This window comes from Bacillus sp. FSL R5-0560, from assembly GCF_037966305.1.
Classification (GTDB): Bacteria; Bacillota; Bacilli; order Bacillales; family Bacillaceae; genus Bacillus; species Bacillus mojavensis.
In genome coordinates this window covers 2,896,380-2,913,970 of record NZ_CP150195.1, presented here as the reverse complement: position 1 = coordinate 2,913,970, position 17,591 = coordinate 2,896,380, and the positions used below count along the sequence as shown (strand labels likewise).

The following is a 17,591-nucleotide window of genomic DNA, read 5'->3' as shown; positions in this document are numbered from 1 at the left end:
AAAAAGTGAAAGCGGGGAGGTTCTCATGAAACCTGTGAAAACGGGAACGGCTCATCCCGTTCCTTCGGCTGCGAAAGAATCAGGCTGGCGAGGTATTTTTTATTCGAAAAAAGCGGCGCCTTATCTGTTTACAGCGCCATTTGTATTATCCTTTCTTGTTTTTTTTCTATACCCCATCATTAGTGTCTTCATCATGAGCTTTCAAAGAATATTGCCTGGAGAGGTGACGTTTGTCGGGTTATCCAATTACACCGCGCTTAACAACCCGACGTTTTATACCGCCCTTTTTAATACGCTGGAGTATACATTTTGGACGCTGATTGTGCTGATTCCAGTTCCATTGCTTCTGGCCATATTCCTGAATTCAAAGCTGGTCAAGTTTAGAAATATATTCAAATCAGCACTATTCATTCCGGCATTGACTTCCACCATTGTGGCAGGGATTATTTTTCGTCTAATCTTTGGAGAAATGGAAACGTCTCTGGCCAATTCCATCTTACTCAAACTCGGCTTTTCACCGCAGAACTGGATGAACAATGAACATACCGGCATGTTTTTGATGGTGCTGCTTGCTTCGTGGAGATGGATGGGGATCAACATCCTTTACTTTTTGGCCGGACTGCAAAATGTGCCGAAAGAGCTGTACGAAGCCGCTGATATTGACGGAGCAAATACGATGAAAAAATTTATGCACATTACGCTGCCGTTTCTGAAGCCTGTATCCGTCTATGTCTTAACCATCAGCATCATTGGCGGGTTCAGGATGTTTGAGGAAAGCTACGTCCTTTGGCAAAATAATTCCCCGGGTAATATCGGCCTGACGCTTGTCGGATATTTGTATCAGCAGGGCCTTGCTTACAATGAAATGGGATACGGGGCGGCCATTGGCATTGTGCTTTTGATTGTCATACTTGTTGTCAGCCTGATTTCATTAAAACTGTCAGGCTCGTTTAAGGGGGAGGGGTAAATGTTGCGGCACAGTCCTCAGTTTCGGGTGTACAGAATCGCGCTTACTCTATTTTTTATCATGCTGAGCCTGTTGTATATTTTCCCGATTTTCTGTCTGCTTTTAGGATCATTAAAGCCATCATCTGAGCTTTTACGGGTGGGGCTGAATGTTGACATTGATCCAAAAGTGATGAGTCTTGATAACTATACATTTTTGTTTAACGGCGGCAGCATTTATTTTAAATGGTTTTTTAACAGCCTTGTGCTTGGTCTATTAACGACAGTGCTAACCTTGTTTTTCTCTTCGATGATCGGGTACGGACTGGCGGTTTATGAATTTAAAGGAAGAAATATTATTTTTGTTCTTGTGCTGATTATTATGATGGTCCCGCTTGAGGTGATGATGCTCCCGTTGTTTAAGCTTACAGTCGGGCTGCATTTGATCGATTCGTATACGGGTGTCATTTTGCCGTTTATCGTTTCGCCGGTAGCTGTTTTCTTTTTCCGGCAATATGCACTCGGCCTTCCAAAAGACCTGCTGGATTCAGCGAGGATGGACGGATGCACGGAATTCGGCATCTTTTTCAGGATTATGGCGCCTCTGATGAAACCGGCATTCGGAGCGATGATCATTCTCCAGTCTTTAAACAGCTGGAACAACTTCTTATGGCCTTTGATTGTGCTTCGGTCTAAAGAAATGTTTACGCTTCCAATCGGGCTTTCCAGCTTGCTTAGCCCTTACGGAAACAACTACGACATGCTCATATCCGGCTCAGTATTTGCCATCTTGCCGGTGATTATCATTTTCTTGTTTTTCCAAAAGTACTTTATCTCCGGTCTGACAGTAGGCGGAGTCAAAGGATAATGAAGGAGGAAACGTGTAATGAAAAAAGCGAAAGTGATTGTGGACAAAGAATATAAAATTGGTGAAGTCGACAAACGGATTTACGGGTCGTTCATCGAGCACATGGGGCGTGCTGTATACGAAGGTATATATGAACCTGATCATCCTCAGGCTGATGAAAACGGATTTCGTAAGGATGTTCAGGCGTTGATCAAGGAATTGCAGGTTCCGATCATCCGCTATCCGGGCGGAAACTTTTTATCAGGGTATAATTGGGAGGATGGCGTCGGACCTGTCGAGAACCGCCCGAGACGCCTTGACTTGGCATGGCAAACGACAGAAACCAATGAAGTGGGAACGAATGAATTTTTAACTTGGGCAAAAAAGGTGAACACAGAAGTCAATATGGCTGTTAACCTCGGCACGCGAGGGATAGATGCTGCCCGCAATCTCGTAGAATACTGCAACCATCCGAAAGGCTCTTACTGGAGTGATTTGAGAAGATCGCATGGCTATGAACAGCCGTACGGCATCAAAACGTGGTGCTTAGGCAACGAAATGGACGGCCCGTGGCAGATCGGGCATAAAACCGCTGACGAATACGGACGGCTAGCGGCGGAGACTGCCAAGGTCATGAAATGGGTTGACCCATCAATTGAACTCGTTGCCTGCGGCAGCTCAAACAGCGGCATGCCGACGTTTATCGATTGGGAAGCGAAGGTGCTGGAGCATACGTATGAGCATGTAGACTATATCTCTCTCCATACGTATTATGGAAACCGGGATAACAATCTGCCAAACTATCTGGCCCGTTCTATGGATCTTGATCATTTTATTAAATCTGTCGCTGCAACCTGTGACTATGTAAAAGCAAAAACACGCAGCAAGAAAACAATCAATCTCTCTCTGGACGAATGGAACGTATGGTATCACTCAAATGAAGCTGATAAAAAAGTCGAGCCGTGGATTACTGCGCGTCCGATTTTAGAGGACATTTATAATTTTGAAGATGCCTTATTGGTGGGCTCATTGCTCATTACGATGCTGCAGCACGCAGACCGTGTGAAAATCGCGTGTCTTGCACAGCTTGTGAATGTCATCGCGCCGATCATGACGGAAAAAGGCGGAGAAGCATGGAGACAGCCGATTTTTTATCCGTACATGCATGCTTCTGTCTACGGCCGAGGAGAGTCACTGAAACCGCTTATTTCTTCACCGAAGTATGACTGCGCTGATTTTACTGATGTGCCGTATGTTGACGCTGCTGTTGTGTACTCCGAAGAGGAAGAAACACTCACCATTTTTGCGGTAAACAAAGCTGAAGAGCAGATGGAAACTGAGATTTCCCTCAGAGGCTTTGAATCGTATCAAATCGCAGAGCACATCGTACTTGAGCATCAGGACATCAAAGCGACAAACCTGCATAACAGAAAAAATGTCACCCCGCATTCCAACGGAACGTCTTCCGTCAGCGAGAACGGCTTAACTGCACATTTCACGCCGCTTTCATGGAATGTGATCCGTCTGAAAAAACAGTCATAAGAGAAACAAAAACCGGAGATCACTCTCCGGTTTTTGTTTTTTTTTACATTGGATATGATTCAGTACCTTGTAATGTTCAATAGTAGGTGTTACGATATGGTTAACCGGTGGAAAAAATAAACAAAATGAAAAAGCCTCAAGGAGGATCTTATGATGAATGCTCAATTTAAAAAGGGAGCATTGGAGCTATGTGTGCTCGTATTAATATCTGAAAAAGACCAATACGGATATGAGCTTTCTCAAAACATTTCCAGGCACATGGCGATTGCAGAAGGCACCTTATATCCTCTACTCAGAAGACTGACGAAAGAAGAGTATTTAGAAACATATATGGCGCCGTCTTCCGAAGGGCCTGCCAGAAAATATTACACGATGTCAAAGCTTGGTTTCATGCGAATGAAATTGCTGCTGGCAGAATGGGATCAGTTCACAGCATCTGTCAATCAAATCATTGATGCGGCAAGGGGAGGAGAACGATGAATCAAGAATTGTTTTTACAGGAGTTAAGTAAAGCGTTACAGCCGCTTTCTGAAGAAGAGCGGAGTGAGATCTTATTTGATTTTGAAGAACATATTACCGAAGGGATGAAAGAAGGCAGGCTAGAAGCTGATATCATCAGGGAACTCGGCTCTCCAAAACAAATTGCAAAGGAATTGGTTCCAGATGTCACGGAAACTGCTCCAGCAGTGCAGCGCCCTAAGAAGAACCTCTTTCACATGGTGTGTTCAGCAGCAGCGATAAGCATGTTAAATTTGATTTTCGTGCTGGGACCGGCTATTGGCATTTTTGGAGTGTACGTGGGTCTATGCGGGGCGGCGCTTGCACTTTCTGTGTCACCGATTATGTTTGTAGGTATGGTAATGTTTCATACGAATACGCACATGATGCTGGAGTTCTTTTTATCGCTCGCATTTGGCAGTCTGGGACTGCTATCTTGTATAGGGCTTTGGTATTTAGGCAAGCTGCTGTATAGCATGAGTTTACGATATATCAGATACAACCTAAAGCTAGTGACGGGGGCGCAGGCATGAAAAAGATCATAATTGGATTGATGGCAGTATTTGCAGTTGGGGTAATCGGAGCTGTCATCTCTGCAGCTGCTTCGGATTTTACAAATGAAGAGGTGAAAGCTGAAGAAACCTATGATGCTGCAGATATTAAAAAAATTAAGGTAACAACGAGCTCGATGAATGCAGAGGTCAAAAGCGGACAAACAGATGATATTCAGGTAGCTGCTCAAGGAAAAATCAGTGATAAAAGTAAAAAGCTGTTCGATGTGAGCCAAGATGGCAAATCGTTAACGATTAATCAAAAAGAGCACAGGAATAGCATCTCCTTTATACCGTGGAACAGCGAAAAGGATATGAAAATCACAATCATTATTCCGGAAAAGAAGTATGATGAGATAACCGTAACGACAACCTCTGGCGATATTCTGATTGAAAATGTGCAAATGGATCAATCAGCGGCTGACTCTACATCAGGAGATATTGAGCTGAAGGACTCACGCATTGAAAACGAGATGACGGTAAAAACAACGAGCGGAGATGTTCAAGCAGACCAAAATTCATTGGGGCAAGGTGAGGTAAAGACAACAAGCGGATCAATAGAAAGCAGCCGCACAACATCTAAAAAGATGAGCTATAAGACAACCTCCGGGGATATTGATCTTCTTCAGGGGCAAAAGAACGAAGACATCAGCATCAATACAACGAGCGGAGATGTGTCCGTAGAGTATCAGAAAGAACCGGCATCTTTGGCAGTAGATTTTCAGACTGACTCAGGTGATTCGTCAGTTAATTTAGATCAAATCATGTATCAAGAAAAATCAGATCTTCGTATTACAGGCTATATGGGTGAAAGCGGAACCTCTAATCTTTTAAACGTTCGTACAACATCAGGAGACTTTGAATTAAACTAACAGCCTCAAGCCGGCCCATTCAAGCCGGCTTTTTTGTATAGGAAAAAATGACCGCTTTTCACCATGAAATTATGATATATTTATGAAAACAGCAAAGGGGTTGGGGAGAAATGAATGCGGTTACAATTGTGATAGCGTCAATGTGTATATTGGCTATCGCCTATCGTTTATACGGAACATTTATGATGGTGAAGGTTCTCAAAGTGAATGATGAAAAGCCAACGCCTGCACATGCGCTTGAGGATGGAAAAGACTATGTGCCTACGAATAAATGGGTTTCATTCGGTCATCATTTCGCGGCCATTGCGGCGGCCGGGCCGCTGGTCGGACCGATTCTCGCGGCGCAGTTCGGTTATTTGCCGGGATTATTATGGCTGTTAATCGGGGCGGTGATAGGTGGAGCCGTTCATGATATTGTTGTGCTGTTCGCGTCAATGCGTAAAAACGGAAAGTCACTGTCAGAAGTGGCGAAGGATGAGCTTGGTCCTGTTGCCGGTTTTTGTACGGGCCTGTCGATGCTGTTTATTATTACCATTACGATGGCGGGCCTGTCGATGGTTGTGCTGCATGCGCTTGAACGGAATCCGTGGGGGACTTTTGCTGTAGGGATTACGATACCGATTGCGATGGGCGTCGGCTTGTTGTATAAGAAAACAGGGAATTTAAAGCTGGCGTCTTCTATTGGTTTTATATTTTTAATGGCTGGAGTGTTTATCGGCCCTTGGGTGCAGACTACCGCATTTGGTGATCTGTTAACCCTTGATACGAAAACGCTCGCAATTGCGTTGCCGATTTACGCATTTTTTGCAGCGGCGCTGCCGGTCTGGCTGTTGCTCGCACCGCGCGATTATTTAAGCAGTTTTATGAAAATCGGTGTGTTTATCGCTTTAATTGCGGGTGTGTTTGTTGTGAATCCGTCCATTCCTTTTCCGGCTTTTACGGAGTTTGTAAAAGGCGGCGGGCCGGTGCTTGCGGGTCCTGTCTGGCCATTCATCTCGATTACGATAGCCTGCGGCGCGATCTCGGGGTTTCATGCCTTTGTCGGTTCCGGCACCACGCCGAAAATGCTTAATAAATGGAGTGATATGAAGCCGGTTGCTTTCGGTGCAATGCTTGTTGAGTGTCTTGTCGGCATTATGGCGCTGATTGCGGCGACTGCATTGCAGCCTGCAGATTACTTTGCGATCAACAGCACGCCTGAGGTTTTCCGTACGCTCGGCATGGATGTTGTGCATTTGCCTGACTTGAGCAGGGACATCGGTTTGGACTTAGAAGGCAGAACAGGGGGAGCCGTCACGCTTGCTGTGGGAATGACTTATATTTTTACCGGAATTCCGTTTTTCAGCCATCTAGCCTCATACTTTTTCCAATTTGTCATTATGTTTGAAGCAGTGTTTATTTTAACGGCGATCGACGCCGGCACGCGTGTGGCACGCTATTTGATTCAGGACTTCTTCGGAGAGGTGTATAAGCCGCTGAAGAAAACGGACTGGATTCCCGGAGCTGTATTTGCCAGTGCGCTTGCCTGCTTTATGTGGGGCTATTTGCTTTACTCAGGTGATATCGGATCCATATGGGCGCTGTTTGGCGTATCCAATCAGCTGATGGCTTCAGTAGGTCTGATTATCGGTGCAACCATTGTGCTGAAAATCGCCGACAAACGCCGTTATATCCTAACCTGCCTCATTCCGCTCGCCTATTTATATGTGACTGTGAATTACGCGGGCTATTGGATGGTGCGTTATGTGTATCTTAATCCAGACGCTGCGGGGTACAGTGTCCTGAATGGCGTTTTATCTATCATCATGCTGCTGTTAGGCTTCATCATTATCGTGGCGGCAGTGAAAAAATGGGCGCAGATGTGGAGAGATCCTAGCTTAAGAATGGAAGCCTCTATACCGGGATAGAAGGAAAAATGGAAACCTTAAGGGGGAAAAGATATGAATTTATCAATGAAGTATATCATCCTGTATGTATCGGACAGCCAGCGCTCGATTCATTTTTATCAGCATATTTTGGGGCTGCCGATCCGCGCAGAACACGGCACATATGTAGAGTTTGATACCGGCTCGACCATTTTGGCGCTCAATACACGAGAAAGTGTCAAGGAAATGACGCCGTTAGAGATACCGGAAACACCCGTTTCTTCACAAACATTTGAAATCGGGTTTGTCACTGAAAATGTAGAAGCGGTCATCAAAAAAGTAAGAGAACACGGTGTAACCATTATCGGGGAGCCTAAAGTGAAGCCATGGGGACAGACGGTCGCTTATATCGCCGATCCCGACGGACATTATATTGAAATTTGCAGTCCGATGGAATAAAGCACAAAGCCCAAAACAGACACTGTTTTGGGCTTTCTTATGATGTTAGCGGCCCGGCGGCTTCCAATAGCAAATCAGCAAGGTGAACAGCTCGAACCCTGCCGCTTAATCCCTCTCGTTCAATGCCGAGCTTCATCTGTAAAAGACAGCCTGGATTGGCGGTCACAATGACCGCTGCTTCAGTTGCTTTGACAGCAGCCATTTTACTATCCAGTATTTTCATTGACATGTCTGCTTCGACAATATTGTAAATTCCCGCTGATCCGCAGCAGCTGTCCGCTTTATCCATTTCTCTGAATTCAGCTCCCTTGATGCTTTGAAGAAGCTTTCGGGGCTCCAAAGATGTATGCATTACATTTCTCAAGTGGCACGAATCTTGATAGGTAATCAGCTTCGGTGTCTCAAACTGCAAGTCTTGCTGGTGAAAATCAAGCTCAATCAAAACGGATGAAAAATCTTTTAGCTTCTTAACAAATGAAACAGCCCGCTCCGCCCATTCGGGGTCATCCTTCAGCAAATGGCCGTATTCGGTGAGAAAGGCTCCGCAACCGCCCGCGTTTGTAATGACAGCATCTACGTCTAGCGCTTCAAACGCGGCTATGTTTTGTTTCGCAAGCTCCTGTCCTGCATTTTTTTCACCGCTGTGTCCATGCAGTGCGCCGCAGCATGCCTGCTCAGGCGGGATGACAATTTCACAGCCTGCCAGCTGCAGCAGTTTCAGCGTGGCATTGTTTGTCGGCAAAAACATCGTATCCATTAAACAGCCTGAAAAAAAGGCGACCCTTTTTTTAGCTGGGCCGGCCGCCGGCAATAAACGCGGCCGTTGCTTCATTTCTTCACGTTTAGGCACATCCGGAAGAACGGCTTCCATCGTGCGCAAATGCTCAGGCAGAATACGGAGCATGCCGGTTTTTCGCACAGCTGCCTGCAGCCCTGACCGCTGGTACAAACCGATGAGACTCACAGCCGAACGCATCCGGTTTTGATGCGGAAAGAGCTCCTGAAAAGCCGCTTTTCTCATCACACGTGTGCTGAGCGAGTGTTTTTTATTTTGGTGGATAATATCTCTTGCTTCCTCCAGCAGCTGTCCGTATTTAACGCCTGATGGGCATACCGGTTCACATGCGCGGCAGCCGAGGCAAAGAGACAGTGAACGCTCGACATCTTCATCGGGTTCAATCACACCGTCGGCGACTGCTTTCATTAAGGCGATTCGCCCGCGCGGCGAGTGAGATTCCTGAAAACCGGATTCGATATAGGTCGGGCAAGAAGGCAGGCAGAATCCGCAGCGCATACAATTCAAAAGTTCGCTCTCATCCATACGCTCTTTAAACTCACGTTGGATCTGTTTCATTTCTTTTTCTGTTGTCATCTTTCCGTCACCACACGTTTTCTGGCATCTTTCGCAAACACTTTGCCCGGGTTTAAGATGTTTTTTGGATCAAAAGCCGCTTTTATTGCTTTCATCGCGGCGATACCTTCTTTTTTCAGCTTCATTTCCAAGTAAGGCGCTTTCATGGCCCCGACCCCGTGCTCCCCGGTAATCGTGCCGCCAAGCTCAATCGCTTTTTCAAAAATCTCGGCAAAAGCCTGTTCGACTCGCTCCATTTCATCCTTATTTCTTATGTCTGTCGTGCATGTTGGATGAAGGTTTCCATCCCCGGCATGGCCAAAGGTGCAGATCGAAATATCGTATTTCGCGGCAATGTCATTAATGGCTTTCACCATATTCGCGATTTCTGAACGCGGTACAGTGGCATCCTCCAAAATGGTGGTCGGCTTTAAGCGGGCAAGTGCAGAAAGCGCTGAACGCCGGGCTTCAGTGAGGGCGAATGCTTCCTCATCTGTCTGTGCAGTTTGAACGGAGACGGCAGCGCCTTTTTTGCAAATTGCCTCGATGTTTTCCATGTCACGAGCCACGGTTTCAGCTGTCCCGTCTTGTTCGATCAAAAGAACCGCCTTCGCATTTGTCGGCAGGCCGATCTTGGCATAATCCTCAATCACCAAAAGGGTAGGCTGATCGAGAAATTCAAGCGTAGCCGGTATGATTTTTTCGGCAATAATGGCTGACACCGTTTGAGCAGCAGCATCAATATTTTCATAAAGGGCGAGCAGCGTCTTCTTTGTTTCTGGCTTTGGCACGAGTTTGAGAATCGCTTCTGTCACAATGCCGAGTGTCCCTTCTGAGCCGACAAAAAGGCGCGTGAGATCATACCCGGCTACATCCTTTGCAAGCTTTCCGCCGGTGCGGATCATATCTCCGTTTGCCAAAACAACCTCCAGCCCCATGATGTAGTCACGGGTGACGCCGTATTTTAAGCCGCGAAGACCGCCGGAATTTTCATTGATGTTTCCTCCGATGGTTGATATTTTCATAGAGCTCGGATCAGGCGGATAGAACAATCCCTTGCTTTCAACCGCACGGATCATATCCAAGGTAATCACGCCAGGCTGGACTGTGGCCGTCAAATTTTCTTCGTCAATCTCAAGAATTTGATTCATATGTTTAAAGAGAAGAACAAGCCCGCCTTCAGTGGGGCACGTGCCCCCGCACAGGTTTGTCCCCGATCCTCTTGGAACAATCGGCACACGATGCTCACTGCAAATGTTCAAAATACGTGATACTTCATGTGTATCTCTCGGCGCAATCACAGCATCCGGCATAGACTGAAATTGCGGTGTCGCATCATATGAATACACGAGACGGCCGGCTTTCGAGTCATCGTAGTTTTCCGGTCCGACGATTTGGATCAGCTGTTCTTTTACGTCTTTGGTGATCATGTTCACCCATCCCCCTGTCAAAAAACGCTTTCAATCTATTGTAAAGGAAAAAAAGAGAAGCCTTCTATGGAGAAATATACAAAATATGAAACTGAAACTCTCTCTATTTTGTATCTTGATCTAAAAAATAAAGCGCGACGTACATCGTGACGATGTCCTCTGTACGCTGAAAGCTTAAACCCGTCAGCTGTTCAGCCTTTGACATGCGATAGCGGAGCGTGTTGATATGTATATGCATCTCTTCAGCCGTTTTTTTCAGGGACAAATCGTGATGGAAGAGCGTTCGTATCGTATTCATAAGCTCTTCGTTTCGGAGCGCTTCCTGGAGCACTCTTTGCGGAAATTCATGTCGTGTGCCCGGGCTGATCTCAGTCAGGCACATGTCAAGCTTAAGATCTTCCTCACATACGGCTGTTTTGCGTTTAAGGCTGACGGCCAGCGCTTTTTCAGCCTGTTCATATGACTGCGGCAGGCCGGAGCCGCTGACAGCCCTCCCAACGCCGGAAGCTGCTCGGCTGTTTCCGAGGCGTTCAGCCAATGAACAAATAAGCTGAATTTGCCGCAAAAGCTGCTCCTTTTGTTCATGGTTCGGCACTTCGTGATTAATCAGAATACGTTCATTTCCCCATCTGATGAATAGATCGGATGGAAACACTGATTTCCAGGCGCGTGCCATTTGATCAATATCGCCGGGAGACCATTCGTGCCCTTGAATGAGGATCACCTGGCGGAGGGAGGTAAGGTCAACGCCAAGAATCTGCGCCTTTTCGAGAAAACCCGGAGACCATTCTTTTAATTGCAGCCAGTCGATCATAAAGGATTCCAGCATTCTCTCGCGCCACTGGGTCTGCTCCAAATGCCACGATTCTTTAATGAACAGCTCTGTCATTTTCCTGAGCAGCTCTCCATACGGCTGAATCTCAGCAGGCTCTCCCGTCAGTCCAAACACGGCGATGACATCACGCTCAGAAAATACGGGGAGGTTCAACCCCGCCTTTACCCCTTTGAGTCTCTTTTCATCTTCTTTTGTAATGATCACATTGCGTTTCTCTTTCGCACAGATGAGCGCTCCTTCATGAAATAGCCCGACTCGCTCATCATTTGTGCTTGCCATAATGAGGCCGTCTGTGCTGACAATAATGACTTCACGTTTGTACATTTTTTTCACTTCGGCAATGATTTTTTTCGCTAACAGCGGTTGTAAAAACATGGCGGCGATCCCCCTCATGTTTTTATTATATAAGAAAAAAACCGGGCGCTGTCACCCGGTTTTGATGGCTATTGGGCAGGTTTTAATCCGCCTTCCAGCGTCTTTAACATTTCTTGTTTCTCACTCTCGGATGCGTGCTGCCAAATGACTTCAAACAAAACGCCGAGTCCCGGAAGCATTTTTTCTTCACCACTTTGAATCGCGTCCACTATTGTGTGCTCAAGCTGCTCCTGATCATTGCCCGTTACATTGGCAATGACGGCATGACGTAAATTAAGATCCATATGAAGCGCTCCTTTTTTTCTAAAATGTAATACGTATATTCTAACCCCGCACCCGGTTTATTATGTGCTGTTCTTGCGATATAATAACATCATGTTAAAAAAAGGAGAGCCACACAGACAGTGAAACAAATAGAATCGGCAAAAAACCAAAAAGTGAAGGATTGGAAAAAACTTCATACAAAAAAAGAACGAACAAAAACGAATACCTATTTGATTGAAGGAGAACACCTTGTTGAAGAAGCCTTAAAGAGCCCGGGTGCGGTGAAAGAAATCCTTGTCAAGGATGAAGCGGACATCCCGCCGAACCTTGATATAGGCATTCAGTGCTACGTGCTGAGCGAAGACGCGTTTTCAGCTGTAACAGAAACGGAAACACCGCAGCGGATCGCCGCTGTTTGCCATATGCCGGAAGAAAAGCTCGCGTCGCCTAAACGTGTGCTGCTGATTGACGCTGTTCAAGATCCGGGGAATCTCGGCACGATGATTCGCACGGCGGACGCAGCCGGTTTGGATGCGGTCGTGCTCGGTGACGGCACGGCGGATGCGTTTAACGGAAAAACGCTGCGGTCCGCGCAAGGCTCCCATTTTCACATTCCTGTTGTGAGAAGAAATTTACAATCATACGTGGATGAATTAAAAGCAGAGGGCGTAAAAGTGTACGGCACAGCACTGCAAAACGGGGCGCCTTACCAGGACATTTCACCATCCGGTTCATTTGCTTTAATCGTCGGCAATGAAGGGGCGGGGGTGGATGCAGGGTTGCTGGAAAAAACAGATTTGAACCTGTACGTTCCGCTGTACGGGCAGGCTGAATCACTGAACGTTGCAATTGCGGCGGCTATCCTGGTGTACCACTTGCGAGGATAGTGTTGCGCCGAGCGGAGTATTTCACTATAATAGAACATAATATTTGAAAAACCGTGACAGAGGATCTCGATTTCTGATCAACTGCCTTCCAGGGAGAAAATGCCGCAGACTGAGAGCATTTTTAATGCAGCCGGAAATTGGTTTCGCCTCTCGAGTTGTCACCGGGACCGCGCAGCTTGCGCGTAAAGGTGAACCGGAATCTGATTCCGTTATGTCAATGAAGCTGACGACAGCATCAGTCTGTCTGAAATAAGGGTGGTACCGCGGCCACAACTCGTCCCTTGTCCTACAAGGGGCGGGTTTTTTTGTTTTCCAAAGACATATAACGGTTTGTTTACATAAAAGGAGGATGCAAAATGGAAGAAAAGCTAAAACAGCTGGAACAAGAAGCTTTAGATCAAGTAGAAGCGGCAAGCTCATTGAAGGTTGTCAATGATATTCGGGTTCAATATCTCGGAAAAAAAGGGCCGATCACAGAAGTGCTGCGCGGAATGGGCAAGCTTTCTGCGGAGGAGCGTCCGAAAATGGGCGCTCTTGCCAATGAGGTAAGAGAACGAATCGCCAATGCGATTGCAGCTAAAAACGAAAAGCTTGAGGAAGAAGAAATGAAACAGAAGCTAGCGGGACAGACAATTGACGTCACACTCCCGGGTAATCCTGTCGCAATCGGCGGACGCCATCCGCTCACTGTTGTCATTGAAGAGATTGAAGATCTATTTATCGGCATGGGCTATACCGTTGAAGAAGGCCCTGAGGTCGAGACGGATTACTACAACTTCGAAGCGCTTAACCTGCCGAAAGAACACCCTGCCCGCGATATGCAGGACAGCTTTTACATCACAGAGGAAATGCTGATGAGAACGCAAACCTCTCCTGTTCAGACACGGACGATGGAAAAGCACAAAGGCAAAGGGCCTGTTAAAATCATTTGCCCTGGAAAAGTATACCGCCGCGATAATGATGACGCAACGCACTCTCACCAATTTATGCAGATTGAAGGGCTCGTTGTTGATAAAAACATCAGCATGAGTGATTTAAAAGGAACCCTTGAACTCGTTGCGAAAAAAATGTTCGGGCAAGACCGTGAAATCAGACTGCGCCCAAGCTTCTTCCCATTTACCGAGCCTTCAGTAGAAGTAGACGTAACGTGCTTTAAGTGCGGAGGAAACGGCTGCTCTGTATGTAAAGGAACAGGCTGGATTGAAATCCTCGGCGCCGGCATGGTTCACCCGAATGTGCTGGAAATGGCCGGCTTTGATCCGAAGGAATATCAGGGCTTTGCGTTCGGAATGGGTGTTGAGCGCATCGCGATGCTGAAATACGGCATCGATGATATCCGCCACTTCTACACAAACGATGTCAGATTTATTTCGCAGTTTAAACAGGCGTAAGAGGAGGATGCTAGAATGTTTGTTTCTTATAAATGGTTAGAGAATTATGTTGATTTAAAAGGCATGGATCCGGCTGTTCTTGCTGAGAAAATAACAAGAGCCGGTATTGAAGTTGAAGGAATTGAGTATAAAGGGGAAGGCATTAAAGGCGTTGTCATCGGCCATGTGCTGGAGCGCGAGCAGCATCCAAACGCCGATAAGCTGAATAAGTGCCTTGTAGATATCGGAGCGGAGGCACCTGTACAGATCATTTGCGGCGCGCCAAACGTGGATAAAGGGCAAAAAGTTGCAGTCGCTACAGTCGGAGCGGTGCTTCCAGGCAATTTCAAAATCAAAAAAGCCAAGCTTCGCGGCGAAGAATCAAACGGCATGATCTGTTCCTTACAAGAGCTCGGTATTGAAAGCAAGCTTGTGGCGAAGGAATATGCGGAAGGCATTTTCGTTTTCCCAAATGATGTTGAAACAGGAAGTGATGCGTTAGCGGCTTTACAGCTTGATGATGCTGTCTTAGAGCTCGGTTTAACACCGAACCGCGCCGATGCGATGAACATGCTTGGAGTTGCTTATGAGGTTGCGGCGATTTTAGACACAGAGGTAAAGCTTCCGCAAACGGATTACCCAGTCGCTTCAGAACAAGCGTCAGACTACATTTCTGTCAAAGTTGAAGACCGGGAAGCAAATCCGCTGTATGCAGCAAAAATCATTAAAAACGTAAAAATTGCTCCGTCACCGCTTTGGATGCAGACAAAGCTGATGAATGCAGGCATTCGCCCGCATAACAACGTCGTTGATATCACAAATTTTGTTTTATTGGAGTATGGACAGCCGCTTCACGCGTTTGATTATGACAGATTCGGCTCTAAGGAAGTCGTCGTCAGAAAAGCTGTTGAAAATGAAACGATTTTAACACTTGACGATCAAGAACGAAAACTGTCTGCCGATCACCTTGTCATTACAAACGGGTCTAAAGCACAAGCTGTTGCTGGTGTCATGGGAGGAGCAGAATCAGAAGTTCGGGAAGACACAACAACGATTTTGCTTGAAGCTGCGTTTTTCAACGGGCAGACGGTTCGCAAGGCTTCAAAAGATCTTGGTTTGAGAAGTGAATCGAGTGCAAGATTCGAAAAAGGCATTGATCCTGCGCGTGTGCGTCTTGCGGCAGAACGCGCGGCACAGCTGATCCACCTGTATGCCGGCGGTGAAGTGCTTGCCGGAACCGTTGAAGAAGACCATCTCACAATCGAAGCAAACAACATTCATGTATCGGCTGACAAGGTGAACAGCGTTCTCGGCATGACGATCAGCAAAGAAGAACTGATCAGCATTTATAAGCGTCTTGGCTTTACTGTCGGAGAAGCAAATGACTTGCTCGTTGTGACTGTTCCATCACGCCGAGGTGACATTCGAATCGAAGAGGATTTGGTTGAAGAAGCGGCAAGATTGTACGGCTACGACAACATTCCGTCCACACTTCCTGAAACAGCGGGAACTACAGGCGGATTGACGCCTTACCAGGCAAAACGCCGTAAAGTCAGACGTTTCCTAGAAGGGGCCGGCTTATCACAAGCGATTACCTACTCATTAACAAACGAGAAAAAAGCGGCGGCATTTGCGATTGAAAAATCGTTTAACACTGTCCTTGCGCTTCCAATGAGTGAAGAAAGAAGCATTCTCAGACACAGCCTTGTTCCGAATCTGCTTGAATCCGTTTCTTACAACCTGGCAAGACAAACTGATTCGGTTGCATTGTACGAAGTCGGTTCCGTTTTCCTGACGAAGGAAGAGGATACGAAACCTGTTGAAACGGAGCGCGTGGCAGGTGCGGTAACCGGTTTATGGCGCAAGCATCTGTGGCAGGGCGAGAAAAAACCAGTCGATTTCTTTGTCGCAAAAGGAATTGTAGAAGGGCTGTTAGATAAACTGAACGTCCTGGACAGCATTGAATTTGTGCAATCAGAAAGAAAACAGTTGCACCCGGGCAGAACTGCGAATATTCTTTTAAACGGTTCTCTTATCGGCTTTATTGGCCAAGTCCATCCTTCACTGGAAAAAGAACTGGATATTAAAGAAACGTACGTGTTCGAACTTGATCTTCACACGCTGCTTACAGCAGACACGGCGCCGCTCGTGTACACGGCGATTCCGAAATATCCGTCTGTGACACGTGATATCGCGCTTGTGACAGATAAATCAGTGACAAGCGGCCAGCTCGAGAGCGTCATCAAAGAGGCGGGCGGGAAGCTTCTGAAAGAAGTAATCGTCTTTGACGTCTACGAAGGCGAGCATATGGAGGAAGGCAAAAAGTCAGTCGCTTTCTCACTCCAATATGTAAATCCAGAGCAAACGCTGACTGAAGAAGAAGTGACAAAAGCGCACGCCAAAGTCCTGAAAGCGTTGGAAAACACTTATCAGGCCGTATTGAGAGGCTAATAAAAAAGCTTGCAGAGATTCTCTGCAAGCTTTTTTCTATGAACGTTTTTTATCTGCCAGGCGCTGCGCTTTCTGGGTATTGGCAAAATGAAGCTTTGTAAAGGTTCGGAGAGCGGGTACCCCTTTTTTGATGATCAGTTTGGCGGCCGCTTCATCTACATGAGGGCCGGCCCCTTTCGGCAGTGTCATCCCCGCCTCGCGCGAAAGCTTATCCATTTCCATTAAAAAGGAATATCTCGCAATAATCGATGCAGCAGCGACTGACAGGTGAATGCCTTCAGCTTTTGTGCTGAAATAGGTGCGCTCCTGTACAATATCTCTTCCCTTTAAATGGTTGTAGTAGACGCCGGGCTCGGCGAATTGGTCGATCAGGATCGCCTCAGGCTTTACTCCGTCCATTTTTCGTAAAAGATGGGTAATGGCTTGATTATGCAAGAGAGCTTTCATTTTTCCCTGACTCATGCCTCTTTCCTGCATGCTGTTGTACTTTTCGTTTTTTAAAACGAGCAGGCTGTACGGAATGGTTTTGATCAGGCTTCGGGCGATCTCAATGATTTGCGGATCCTTTAAGTGTTTAGAATCCTTTACACCGAGTTCCTTCATTAAAGGAAGCTTTGTTTTGTCAACGTATGCGCACACAACCGTCATTGGTCCAAAGTAATCTCCGGTTCCGACCTCGTCAGAACCGATGACAGACATGCCTGCGATGTCTGTGGGAGGGGCGTAGCGTGAATCAGCCGGCTTTTTTGGTGTTTTCTTCTTTTCCTGCGGCTCAGCAGTTCCCCAGCGGGCAGATTCTGTCTCTGCGTTTTTTCCCTGAAACAATACCTTACCTGACTTATAGGCTGTAATGGTACAGCCTGCCGGTTTTGCCTGAAAAATGGCACCCTGCGGCACAGATGCAGTAAGTGAACTGTTATACGCTGTTTTCATTTGGTCAATAGCAGACATTGGTACTTTTATCACAGAATGGGACACGTAATAATCTCCTTTTTTTACACGTTTCGCTGTATCTACCAGTGTATCATAACAGCGGGAGGCTCGTCTTT

17 protein-coding genes are annotated in these 17,591 nt (G+C 46.6%); 11 read left to right on the top strand and 6 right to left on the bottom strand.

The genetic code is table 11. From position 1 onward, the window contains the following. Positions 1-25 precede the first annotated feature (25 nt). The 8 genes from NST56_RS15430 to NST56_RS15395 all read left to right on the top strand — a co-directional run bounded on the left by NST56_RS15430 (position 26) and on the right by NST56_RS15395 (position 7,579). Positions 26-967, top strand: coding sequence for a sugar ABC transporter permease (locus NST56_RS15430; protein ID WP_010335239.1), 942 nt, complete (start codon positions 26-28; stop codon positions 965-967). Beyond that, the gene (gene araQ / locus NST56_RS15425) at positions 968-1,813 is read left to right on the top strand and encodes an arabinose ABC transporter permease AraQ (protein ID WP_026014752.1); all 846 of its coding nucleotides are present in this window, start codon (positions 968-970) and stop codon (positions 1,811-1,813) included. An 18-nt stretch (positions 1,814-1,831) separates the two neighbouring features. Further along, a complete protein-coding gene (abfA, locus tag NST56_RS15420; protein WP_339177585.1) occupies positions 1,832-3,334 on the top strand; it encodes an alpha-L-arabinofuranosidase AbfA in 1,503 nt (500 codons plus the stop codon). A gap of 153 nt (positions 3,335-3,487) precedes the next feature. Next, the gene (locus tag NST56_RS15415) at positions 3,488-3,814 is read left to right on the top strand and encodes a PadR family transcriptional regulator (protein ID WP_003222447.1); all 327 of its coding nucleotides are present in this window, start codon (positions 3,488-3,490) and stop codon (positions 3,812-3,814) included. Beyond that, positions 3,811-4,365, top strand: coding sequence for a DUF1700 domain-containing protein (locus NST56_RS15410; RefSeq protein ID WP_326190963.1), 555 nt, complete (start codon positions 3,811-3,813; stop codon positions 4,363-4,365). Before NST56_RS15415 ends, NST56_RS15410 begins: the two co-directional genes overlap by 4 nt. Beyond that, the gene (locus NST56_RS15405; protein WP_339177581.1) at positions 4,362-5,255 is read left to right on the top strand and encodes a DUF4097 family beta strand repeat-containing protein; all 894 of its coding nucleotides are present in this window, start codon (positions 4,362-4,364) and stop codon (positions 5,253-5,255) included. The genes NST56_RS15410 and NST56_RS15405 overlap by 4 nt, the downstream gene beginning before the upstream one ends. Before the next feature lie 110 nt (positions 5,256-5,365). Then, entirely contained in the window at positions 5,366-7,162 is a 1,797-nt protein-coding gene (gene cstA, locus NST56_RS15400; RefSeq protein WP_339177578.1) for a carbon starvation protein CstA, read from the top strand. Positions 7,163-7,195: 33 nt separating this feature from the next. Next, positions 7,196-7,579, top strand: a complete 384-nt coding sequence (locus NST56_RS15395) for a VOC family protein (protein WP_010335233.1) — start codon at positions 7,196-7,198, stop codon at positions 7,577-7,579. Positions 7,580-7,616: 37 nt separating this feature from the next. On the opposite strand, the gene NST56_RS15390 is transcribed toward NST56_RS15395, so the two are convergent. From NST56_RS15390 to sspI, 4 genes are all read right to left on the bottom strand, one after another. Next, positions 7,617-8,951 (bottom strand): (Fe-S)-binding protein, encoded by a 1,335-nt coding sequence (locus NST56_RS15390; protein WP_339177575.1) that lies wholly within the window; start codon positions 8,949-8,951, stop codon positions 7,617-7,619. Further along, on the bottom strand, positions 8,948-10,360 hold the full coding sequence (glcD, locus tag NST56_RS15385; RefSeq protein ID WP_339177572.1) for a glycolate oxidase subunit GlcD: 1,413 nt from the start codon (positions 10,358-10,360) through the stop codon (positions 8,948-8,950). The genes NST56_RS15390 and glcD overlap by 4 nt, the downstream gene beginning before the upstream one ends. Positions 10,361-10,463: 103 nt before the next feature. Then, complete coding sequence (locus NST56_RS15380; RefSeq protein WP_339177570.1) at positions 10,464-11,570, bottom strand: sugar diacid recognition domain-containing protein; 1,107 nt, start codon at positions 11,568-11,570, stop codon at positions 10,464-10,466. Positions 11,571-11,638: 68 nt separating this feature from the next. Further along, a complete protein-coding gene (sspI, locus tag NST56_RS15375; protein WP_010335228.1) occupies positions 11,639-11,854 on the bottom strand; it encodes a small acid-soluble spore protein SspI in 216 nt (71 codons plus the stop codon). A gap of 120 nt (positions 11,855-11,974) precedes the next feature. Here sspI and NST56_RS15370 point away from each other — a divergent pair, with 120 nt between their 5' ends. Then, the gene (locus tag NST56_RS15370) at positions 11,975-12,721 is read left to right on the top strand and encodes an RNA methyltransferase (protein WP_168748483.1); all 747 of its coding nucleotides are present in this window, start codon (positions 11,975-11,977) and stop codon (positions 12,719-12,721) included. A gap of 24 nt (positions 12,722-12,745) precedes the next feature. Here the strand turns inward: NST56_RS15370 and NST56_RS15365 are convergent, their stop codons facing one another. Further along, on the bottom strand, positions 12,746-12,994 hold the full coding sequence (locus tag NST56_RS15365) for a hypothetical protein (protein WP_081720845.1): 249 nt from the start codon (positions 12,992-12,994) through the stop codon (positions 12,746-12,748). An 83-nt stretch (positions 12,995-13,077) separates the two neighbouring features. On the opposite strand from NST56_RS15365, the gene pheS reads away from it, so the two are divergent. Together pheS and pheT are read left to right on the top strand one after the other, a co-directional pair. Further along, entirely contained in the window at positions 13,078-14,112 is a 1,035-nt protein-coding gene (pheS, locus tag NST56_RS15360) for a phenylalanine--tRNA ligase subunit alpha (protein ID WP_059335559.1), read from the top strand. Positions 14,113-14,127: 15 nt separating this feature from the next. Further along, positions 14,128-16,542, top strand: coding sequence for a phenylalanine--tRNA ligase subunit beta (pheT, locus tag NST56_RS15355; protein ID WP_339177566.1), 2,415 nt, complete (start codon positions 14,128-14,130; stop codon positions 16,540-16,542). 36 nt (positions 16,543-16,578) lie between these two features. On the opposite strand, the gene rnhC is transcribed toward pheT, so the two are convergent. Continuing rightward, positions 16,579-17,520, bottom strand: a complete 942-nt coding sequence (gene rnhC, locus NST56_RS15350; protein ID WP_268445530.1) for a ribonuclease HIII — start codon at positions 17,518-17,520, stop codon at positions 16,579-16,581. Between the last annotated feature and the right edge of the window lie 71 nt (positions 17,521-17,591).

What these genes read in the sequence shown, in the direction of transcription:
- NST56_RS15410 (WP_326190963.1), top strand. Translation starts at nt 3,811, where the DNA reads ATGAATCAAGAATTGTTTTTACAGGAGTTAAGTAAAGCGTTACAGCCG.
- abfA (WP_339177585.1), top strand. Translation starts at nt 1,832, where the DNA reads ATGAAAAAAGCGAAAGTGATTGTGGACAAAGAATATAAAATTGGTGAA.
- glcD (WP_339177572.1), bottom strand. Translation starts at nt 10,360, where the DNA reads ATGATCACCAAAGACGTAAAAGAACAGCTGATCCAAATCGTCGGACCG.
- araQ (WP_026014752.1), top strand. Translation starts at nt 968, where the DNA reads ATGTTGCGGCACAGTCCTCAGTTTCGGGTGTACAGAATCGCGCTTACT.
- sspI (WP_010335228.1), bottom strand. Translation starts at nt 11,854, where the DNA reads ATGGATCTTAATTTACGTCATGCCGTCATTGCCAATGTAACGGGCAAT.
- cstA (WP_339177578.1), top strand. Translation starts at nt 5,366, where the DNA reads ATGAATGCGGTTACAATTGTGATAGCGTCAATGTGTATATTGGCTATC.
- NST56_RS15430 (WP_010335239.1), top strand. Translation starts at nt 26, where the DNA reads ATGAAACCTGTGAAAACGGGAACGGCTCATCCCGTTCCTTCGGCTGCG.
- NST56_RS15415 (WP_003222447.1), top strand. Translation starts at nt 3,488, where the DNA reads ATGAATGCTCAATTTAAAAAGGGAGCATTGGAGCTATGTGTGCTCGTA.
- NST56_RS15380 (WP_339177570.1), bottom strand. Translation starts at nt 11,570, where the DNA reads ATGTTTTTACAACCGCTGTTAGCGAAAAAAATCATTGCCGAAGTGAAA.
- pheT (WP_339177566.1), top strand. Translation starts at nt 14,128, where the DNA reads ATGTTTGTTTCTTATAAATGGTTAGAGAATTATGTTGATTTAAAAGGC.
- NST56_RS15405 (WP_339177581.1), top strand. Translation starts at nt 4,362, where the DNA reads ATGAAAAAGATCATAATTGGATTGATGGCAGTATTTGCAGTTGGGGTA.
- NST56_RS15395 (WP_010335233.1), top strand. Translation starts at nt 7,196, where the DNA reads ATGAATTTATCAATGAAGTATATCATCCTGTATGTATCGGACAGCCAG.
- pheS (WP_059335559.1), top strand. Translation starts at nt 13,078, where the DNA reads ATGGAAGAAAAGCTAAAACAGCTGGAACAAGAAGCTTTAGATCAAGTA.
- NST56_RS15390 (WP_339177575.1), bottom strand. Translation starts at nt 8,951, where the DNA reads ATGACAACAGAAAAAGAAATGAAACAGATCCAACGTGAGTTTAAAGAG.